The sequence below is a fragment of the Escherichia sp. TW14182 genome (genome assembly GCF_000208525.1).
Classification (GTDB): Bacteria; Pseudomonadota; Gammaproteobacteria; order Enterobacterales; family Enterobacteriaceae; genus Escherichia; species Escherichia ruysiae.
Map to the genome: position 1 here is coordinate 1 of NZ_AEJZ01000240.1, position 8,743 is coordinate 8,743.

An 8,743-nucleotide genomic window follows, 5' to 3' on the forward strand; every position below is an offset into this window, starting at 1 on the left:
ACGAGTGCCGCTTTTCCGTTCACTTTCTGGGGGGGAGGGCTGTTATGTTCGCGATGTAACATCTCGCTCCGCTTTTCTCCCTCTCCCTTTCAGGGAGAGGGCTGGGGTGAGGGTGGCAGCCCGCACGATACTTACAACGACTGATGCCGCGTCTCATGCGTCAGCAGCAAGGCAATTAACGTCAAGCCAGCCATCGCCGCCAGATATAACCCCACTGCGCCTAACCCGTAGTTAGTCTGCAACCAGGCTGCGATATACGGCGCAACGGAAGCCCCAAGAATCGACGATACGTTGTAAGAGAACGATGCTCCGGTGTAACGCACTTCCGTCGGGAACAGTTCTGGCAACAGCGCGCCCATCGGCCCGAAAGTCAGCCCCATCAGACTTAACCCCAGCAGCAGGAAGGCAAAAACCAGAATCGGGTTGCCAGAACCGAGCAATGGGTTAAAGGCGAACAGCGCGAACAGGATGATAAGCGTCGTGATGATTACCATGCTTTTACGGCGACCAAAGGCATCAGCCAGTAATCCGGCGACTGGCACCATCACGCCAAAACCAATCACTGCCATCATCAGCATCCACAACACTTCGTTACGCGGCAGGCCAAGCCCAACTGGCGCGGCGGCGGTACTAAAGGTCATCGAGTAGACGGTCATGATGTAAAACAGCGTATAGGTTGCCAGCATAATGAACGTACCCAGTACGGTTACGCGAACATGTTTGGTCAGCAGCGTACCCAGCGGGATTTTCACCTGCTTTTTCGCTTTAGCGACTTTCTCAAACACCGGCGATTCATGCAGTGAAACGCGGACATACAGGCCGATAATCACCAGCACCGCCGAGAAGATAAACGGTACGCGCCAGCCCCAGCTCATAAACTGCTCGTCGGTCAGTAGCCAGGAAAGCAGCAAGAAAGTGCCGTTGGCAAAGAAGAAGCCAATCGGTGCGCCCAGTTGCGGGAAGGAGCCGTACAATGCACGTTTGCGCGGCGGGGCGTTTTCAGTTGCCAGCAGCGCCGCGCCGCCCCATTCACCGCCTAAACCCAGCCCCTGACCAAATCGAGCCAGCGCCAGCAGCAGCGGGGCGAAAATACCAATCGTGGCATAGCCCGGCAACAGACCAATCACCACTGTCGAAATCCCCATCGTTAGCAACGAGGCGACCAGCGTCGCTTTACGTCCAACGCGATCGCCAAAATGACCAAATACGGCAGAGCCGATGGGGCGCGCGACGAAGGCAATGGCGAAGGTGGCGAGCGACTGTAGCGTTGCTGCCGTAGGATCGCCCTGCGGGAAGAAGATATGCGGAAACACAATAACGGCCGCTGTGGCGTAAATATAAAAGTCGAAGAACTCAATGGCCGTGCCAATGAGAGAGGCGACAAGGACTTTATTACGCGAGTTTACCGGCGTGAATTCCTGGTTATTTTCGAGTGTTGTGGCTGTTGCTTGCATAATCTTTTCTTATTTTTTGGCTAACGAATAGCCATATTACGCACAGCAAAAGTGATATTTCAATGTGTAACAAATCGCGGGAATGGTCAAAAACCAGGCAAAAAGGGGATAATGTTTAGGCTGGTGATTTTTCTTCTATGAAATGCTTCACACAATTTCATAAATAGTCAATAAAACTGGTTTTAGGTTAAATAAAAGTTACCAACTGGATTTATATGCTGGGGTTATGAGTTGGAATGAAATTGTTTGCTCTTAAATAGATGGCTTAAGAGGCTCTGGGGAAGAGTTTCAAGAGGTTATGTGCGCATTATAGCCGGATGCGATGCTGGCACATTTTATCCGGCCTACGGGGAGCCAGGCCGAATAAGGCGTTTACGCCGCATCCGGCATATTTTAAGGCTGCGTTTTCCCCGGCATTCGCGGGTCATCTTTGTACTCGGCGGTGGCAATCCACGCCGCACAAAACAGCGTCAGACGAGCAAAGAAGTAGAAAAACGCCATCAGCCCCAGCACAGAACCAAATGCTGCGCCAGACGGGGATTTCATCAACGACGGCAGGGTGTAGGTCATCACGATTTTAATCACTTCAAAACCAATCGCTGCGAGGAATGTCCCGCGAATCAGCGCCTTTCTACGCGGACGGTGGCGCGGCAGGCGCCAGAAGATCCAAAAGAAAAGCAGATAGTTGGCAAAGATAGAAATCGCCAGACCAATCAACCGCCACGTCGGTTTCAGCCACTCAATGCTATTAAGGTGCAGCGCGCTAATAATCATTTGTTGCGCAGAACCGGCAACCGAGGTGATCGAAAGCGTCACAATCAGCGCAATCAACAAACCAATCAGCGAAATAAAGTCACGCAGATATTTTACCCAGAACTTCTCCTGATCTTGCGGCGAACGTTCCCAGACATCGCGCGATTGGGCGCGAATTGCTTCACGTAAATTCCCCATCCAGTTGATGCCGGAGTATAGCGCCACGGCTAACCCGACAAGTCCTACGGTAGTACGCTGCTGAACGGCAGTGTTGATGGTGTTTTTCAACGTGGCGGCAAGCGTCGGATCGCTGATGTTTTGCAGAATCTTATCGAAGATATCCTGTAACAGCATCGGATGGGAGGCCAGCACAAAACCCCCTGCGGCAAACGACACCATCAAAATCGGGATCATCGACAAAAACGAGAAATAGGTGATAGCCGCACCAAACTGGTTACCCAGCCGATCGTTAAAGCGTTCTGTCGCGCGAATAAGGTGCGCGATGACCGGTTGACGTTGGATTTTCTCGGCGGTGGTGGTGACGGTTTCCAGCGCCTGACTGACTTTGCCGCCTTTATCGCTATTATCCAGATGCTTAATTGGCTCGTGCTCCAGATCCTGGGTGGGACGTTTAATCTCGTTTTCCTGCGTCATCCGCTCTTTAGTCCTTCTGTCGTTGTCTTTCTTAAAAAGTATAGTCGGTCAGTCCAGGTACTCTTTCATCACGCCAGCCAGCCACTGCATAAACAGGTTTACACGGCGGGAAAGCTCCCGACGCTGTGGGTAAACCAGAGAAATGGAACGTGGTTCGGCGCGGTAGTTGGGTAACACTTCGATAAGCTGTCTGGCGCGTAGGGCTTCGCGTACGGTGACGCGGGGGATCTGAATAATCCCCAGTCCCGCCAGACCGGCGGCAAGATAGTTTTCTCTACTGTTTACCGTCAACATGCCGCCGGACTTAAACCACTGGACGCCATTAACACTGGCAACCTCAAAACCCAACGGATGCGCGCCCAGATGTGGCGTGTAATGTACTACTGCGTGCGAAGTCAGGTCGTCGGGACTTTGCGGATAACCAAAGCGCGTCAGATAGTGCGGACTGGCGCAGTTGACCATCGTCAGTTTGCCGAGGGGACGGGTGATGAGTCCATCGTCGGGCAACGTTCCCGTGCGTACTACGCAATCAAAGCCATCATGAAGAATATCTACCGGACGGTCATTGCTGCTTAATTCCAGTTCAATTCCCGGATATTGATGGAGAAATTCGGGCAGACGCGGCAGTAGCAGGGTTTTTGCCATCCCGGATGGGATATCGATGCGCAATTTACCGCTGATGCTGGTGGCGCCCTGCTGAAATAAACCGTCCAGTTCGTTGAGATTACTCAACACATCTTTTGCCCGTTGGTAATAGGTCATGCCATCAGGTGTGAGTTTGACCCGTCGCGTGGTGCGCTGGAGAAGCTGGGTGCCAAGTTGATGTTCCAGTGCCTGTATCTGGCGCGAAACGCTTCCTTTTGGCAATGCAAAGAAATCCGCCGCGCGGGAAAAACTCTTCAGCTCCGCAACCTTGATGAACAACTGCATTGCGTGAATTTTATCCATTTCTTTTACCGATTGTTGTTCACAGCGAAACAGTAACGCGTATATCGCATTATTTATTGTTTTTCTAACATCTAATGCATGATTTCACAACGATGCAACGTTGAAAGTGAGGCGATTTTAGAGAATCAAAGGCGGATTCGCGTCTCGGCATAGAGAAATAACCAACACAAAGCCAAAATTTTGATTCGTTTTATAAAATGCGGACATACAACATTGTGTATTTGTGCGTAATCCAGTCACTTTCTTAAACTATGGATGCTATTAAAGCGTGCGCTGAATTGGCCTGGTTAATCGGAACGTGGCGCGAAAATATAAGGAATTCCTTAAGATTTTTTTAAATAGTGCCCTCGACATGTAATTTCAGGCGTTTAGCTGTAACTATTTATATCGGTAACTATTTTCTGTCTTTCATCTCTGTAGAATGGCCTCCGCCAAATGGCGAATTCTTATTTTGTCTCTCGGGTAATACCCTTCCACTACTTAAGTCTTTTTAACGTATTCAGGTGGAGATTCAGTAATGCAAATAATCATGTTTGACAGGCAGTCAATATTTATTCATGGAATGAAAATCAGTTTACAGCAACGTATTCCAGGCGTAGGTATTCAGGGCGTCGGTCAGGCAGACGAGTTATGGCAAAAGCTGGAAAGCTACCCTGAAGCCTTAGTTATGCTCGATGGCGATCAGGATGGGGAGTTTTGCTACTGGTTGTTGCAAAAAACCGTGGTGCAATTTCCTGAGGTTAAGGTGTTAATCACGGCTTCGGATTGCAACAAACGATGGTTGCAGGAGGTTATTCATTTCAATGTGATGGCGATTGTACCGCGTGATTCTTCGATCGATACGTTTGTGTTGGCGGTCAATAGTGCGGCGATGGGAATGATGTTTCTGCCCGGTGACTGGCGAACCACGCCGGAAAAGGATACGAAAGATCTCAAATCGTTAAGCGCCCGCCAGCGGGAAATTTTAACCATGCTGGCGGCGGGCGAATCGAATAAAGAGATTGGTCGGGCATTAAATATCAGCACCGGAACGGTAAAAGCGCACCTGGAATCGCTCTATCGCCGTCTGGAAGTGAAAAACCGTACCCAGGCGGCGATGATGTTAAATATCTCCTCCTGAAGAGGATAATTTTACAGCCAGTAGGACGTTAGTGGCTGGCTGTAAAAAATATTATGGTTCGCCGTATAAACCAATTAAACGGCGTACCACACCGTTGGTCCAGCCAAAGCCATCCTGCAATGGATATTCGCCCCCGCCGCCCTCGCGGGGGATACCATCGGCAATATGGTATTTCTCGATCAGTTTGTGCTGTTCCAGATAGAACTGATTCACCGTCTTCAGCCAGCTACGCGCAATCTCATCACCCAGATGGTCATCACCGTACATTTTAAATCCCTGAATCGCCATCCATTGTAACGGTGCCCAGCCGTTGGGTTTATCCCACTGTTCACCGGTTTCATACTCGCTTGCCAGAATCCCGCCCGGCGTCAGTAATCGGCTTCGCACGGCATTTGCCAGACGGTCGGCCTGTTCATGGTTCGCCATGCCCACATATAACGGCACAATGGCAGCAGCGGAAAAGAGTGCCTGCTGTTCGCGCCGCCAGTCGTAATCGCGGTAGATACCATTTTCATCATCCCAGAGATAATGGTTTACCGCATCGCGGCGGGCATTGGCTTTCTGGCGGAACAGCGTTTCCGTCTCCTTATCGCCTTTCAGCGACGAGATGTTGGCGATGGCGCTCTCCAGTTTAAACAGGAAAGCATTAAGATCGATGGGGATGAACTGAGTGGTACGAATGCTCGCCAGGCGACCCGCGTCTCGCAGCCAACGGGAAGAGTAATCCCAGCCAGAAGCTGCGCCCGCGCGTAAATCGCGGTACACCTCGTTGGGCGGGCGACCAGAATGTTTTGCGGTTTCTACGTCTTCAAGCCAGGATTCGTCACGCGGCGTGTCGCGATCGTCCCAGTAACGGTTGAGCAGCGATCCGTCGGGCATTCGCACAACATGGCGATAGGCCTGATTAGGGATCAGCGATTCTGCGCCGTCCATCCAGAAGGCATATTCCATTTTAAGATGCTCAAGGTAACGGCGCGCGCCGCGTACACCATCTTCTTCAAACAGCTCCACCATCAGCGCGAACACCGGTGGCTGCGAGCGGCTCAAATAATAGGTGCGGTTGCCGTTGGGGATGTGCCCATAGTTTTCGATCATCCAGGCGAAGTTATCGGCCATGCATTTCAGCAAATCTTCACGCCCGCTTTCCGCCAGCCCCAGCATGGTGAAATAGGAATCCCAGTAGTAGGTTTCGCTAAAACGACCCCCTGGAACAATGTACGACTGCGGCAGCGCCAGCAGAGAAGACCACGGGATGTGATCCTGTGGCTCGCGGGTTAATACCGGCCATAGCTGGTCGATATGCTCTTTCAGTGAGTTTTGCGGGTTCGATACATATTCACTGGAGTAAATCTCCGGTAACCAGAAGTGATTTTCAACGAATCGGCGCAAATCGAAATCACGATGACGGCGCACTTTACGATAGCGGATTAAGATATCCAGCGGGTCCATTTTGGGTGCGCAGTCAGGAAACGTTTTACTGTCGGGGAAAATTTTTGCTGACTGGACATGTTCGAAAAGTTCGAGATAGCGGTCAGCAGGTGTTAGTGCGTCAGAGGCTGGCAGCCCCTCAATCATTTCGGGTTCTGGCTCTGCCTCGATCATCTCATCCAGTTTTAATTCATACGGGTCCAGCTCATAACAGAGATCGACCTCGATCGTCAGTTCGTCTGGATTAGGGTTTTGAATTTTCTGATTGAGCATAAGGATCCGACCTCCGAAATTCGTCGCTAATTATCGGCTTTCCTTTAAGCGTAGTCATTCGCTCCGGTCGATGGGCGACAAAGCGTGCGGTGGATCACGTTTATTAATGGGACAAAAAATATAACGCGCTAATATCAATGGAATTTATAAAAATACGGATTTCGTGTTGTTTTTCATTTTCAGAACATTCAATCATGGTCTCCCCCGTAATCATGATATGCCATTCCTGATCTGGGTAATAGGCACAGGCTATCTTATTGATAGTTTATATTCATGTAATTGATTGATTCCTATCAAAAAGCGTATCTCCCTGTTTTTTATGATGGCTTTGTCTCGCAGAGACGTTTGCAGCATTCTGGAAAATTTTCTGGGTCACAATAACTCACTACCGTGAGGGAAGAATAATGAAAATGGTCTCACGTATTACCGCGATCGGCCTGGCTGGCGTCGCGATTTGCTATTTAGGGTTATCTGGTTATGTGTGGTACCACGATAATAAACGCAGTAAACAGGCCGATGTTCAGGCATCTGCTGTCAGTGAAAATAATAAGGTTTTAGGCTTTCTCCGCGAAAAGGGATGCGACTATTGCCATACGCCTTCGGCAGAATTACCCGCCTATTATTATATTCCTGGCGCGAAACAGTTGATGGATTACGACATTAAGCTCGGATATAAATCTTTTAATCTTGAGGCCGTGCGTGCGGCTCTGTTGGCTGATAAACCCATTTCGCAAAGCGATCTGAATAAGATTGAATGGGTGATGCAGTATGAAACTATGCCACCAACGCGTTATACCGCGCTACACTGGGCGGGTAAGGTGAGTGATGAAGAGCGGGCGGAAATACTGGCCTGGATTGCAAAACAGCGCGCGGAATATTACGCCAGTAATGACACTGCTCCGGAGCATCGCAATGAACCGGTGCAGCCCATCCCGCAAAAACTGCCTACCGATGCGCAAAAAGTGGCGTTGGGCTTTGCGCTGTATCACGATCCCCGTTTATCGGCTGATAGCACCATTTCATGCGCTCATTGCCATGCGTTGAATGCGGGGGGGGTCGATGGCAGAAAAACATCGATTGGTGTCGGTGGTGCGGTCGGGCCGATTAACGCGCCGACGGTATTTAACTCAGTATTTAACGTTGAGCAGTTCTGGGATGGTCGTGCGGCAACATTGCAGGATCAGGCGGGTGGGCCGCCGCTGAATCCGATTGAAATGGCGTCCAAATCCTGGGACGAAATCATTGCGAAGTTGGAAAAAGATCCTGTGCTGAAAGCGCAGTTCCTCAAAGTTTATCCGCAAGGTTTCAGTGGTGAAAATATTACTGACGCAATTGCTGAATTTGAGAAAACATTAATTACGCCGGATTCACCGTTTGATAAATGGTTGCGTGGTGATGAAAATGCGCTGACGGCGCAGCAGAAAAAAGGTTATCAATTATTTAAAGATAATAAATGTGCAACGTGTCATGGCGGTATTATTCTCGGTGGACGTTCCTTCGAACCGCTGGGTCTGAAAAAAGACTTTAATTTTGGTGAAATTACGGCGGCAGATATTGGCCGTATGAATGTAACTAAAGAAGAACGCGATAAACTGCGTCAGAAAGTACCCGGTTTGCGTAACGTTGCGCTAACGGCACCGTACTTCCATCGCGGTGATGTGCCGACGCTGGACGGGGCGGTGAAACTGATGCTGCGCTACCAGGTCGGTAAAGAGCTGCCGCAGGAGGATGTGGATGATATCGTGGCTTTCTTGCACAGCCTGAACGGAGTTTACACACCGTATATGCAGGATAAACAATAATTAATTCGATCGCCCGACAGGAATGTTTGGGCGATTTTTATTACGATAATAAAGTCTGTTTTTAATATTATCATGTTAAATGTTTATATTATAAAAAGCCTTTTTTCTGTTTAGGATTTTGTTATTTAAATTACACCCGTAACGCCTTGCGTCCATTCCAGATAAATCCTACTTTTTTATTGCCTTCAAATAAATTTAAGGAGTTCGAAATGGACCAGAAGTTGTTAACGGATTTCCGCTCAGAACTACTCGACTCGCGTTTTGGCGCAAAGGCAATTTCAACTATCGCGGAATCTAAACGTTTTCCGCTG

General features: G+C 49.5%; 7 protein-coding genes. 3 read left to right on the forward strand and 4 right to left on the reverse strand.

Annotation, left to right across the window (positions count from 1 at the left end; translation table 11 throughout):
• Nucleotides 1-131 precede the first annotated feature (131 nt).
• From EQY_RS0118070 to EQY_RS0118080, 3 genes are all read right to left on the reverse strand, one after another.
• Nucleotides 132-1,454 carry an MFS transporter gene (locus EQY_RS0118070; RefSeq protein ID WP_001149026.1) on the reverse strand — a complete coding sequence of 441 codons (1,323 nt, stop codon included), beginning with the start codon at nucleotides 1,452-1,454 and terminating at the stop codon, nucleotides 132-134.
• A gap of 393 nt (nucleotides 1,455-1,847) precedes the next feature.
• Nucleotides 1,848-2,861, reverse strand: coding sequence for an inner membrane protein YhjD (gene yhjD, locus EQY_RS0118075; RefSeq protein ID WP_000191244.1), 1,014 nt, complete (start codon nucleotides 2,859-2,861; stop codon nucleotides 1,848-1,850).
• 48 nt (nucleotides 2,862-2,909) lie between these two features.
• The gene (locus tag EQY_RS0118080; RefSeq protein ID WP_000357792.1) at nucleotides 2,910-3,809 is read right to left on the reverse strand and encodes a LysR family transcriptional regulator; all 900 of its coding nucleotides are present in this window, start codon (nucleotides 3,807-3,809) and stop codon (nucleotides 2,910-2,912) included.
• A gap of 517 nt (nucleotides 3,810-4,326) precedes the next feature.
• Here EQY_RS0118080 and EQY_RS0118085 point away from each other — a divergent pair.
• A complete protein-coding gene (locus tag EQY_RS0118085) occupies nucleotides 4,327-4,929 on the forward strand; it encodes a helix-turn-helix transcriptional regulator (protein WP_001165764.1) in 603 nt (200 codons plus the stop codon).
• 51 nt (nucleotides 4,930-4,980) lie between these two features.
• Here EQY_RS0118085 and EQY_RS0118090 read toward each other — a convergent pair whose 3' ends face one another.
• Nucleotides 4,981-6,630, reverse strand: coding sequence for an alpha,alpha-trehalase (locus EQY_RS0118090; RefSeq protein WP_000934236.1), 1,650 nt, complete (start codon nucleotides 6,628-6,630; stop codon nucleotides 4,981-4,983).
• 404 nt (nucleotides 6,631-7,034) lie between these two features.
• On the opposite strand from EQY_RS0118090, the gene ccp reads away from it, so the two are divergent.
• Both ccp and EQY_RS26890 read left to right on the forward strand, forming a co-directional pair.
• On the forward strand, nucleotides 7,035-8,432 hold the full coding sequence (gene ccp / locus EQY_RS0118095) for a cytochrome c peroxidase (protein ID WP_000784808.1): 1,398 nt from the start codon (nucleotides 7,035-7,037) through the stop codon (nucleotides 8,430-8,432).
• A 209-nt stretch (nucleotides 8,433-8,641) separates the two neighbouring features.
• Nucleotides 8,642-8,743, forward strand: a 102-nt coding sequence (locus EQY_RS26890; RefSeq protein WP_032335244.1) for a hypothetical protein, incomplete at its 3' end; no start/stop codon positions are given.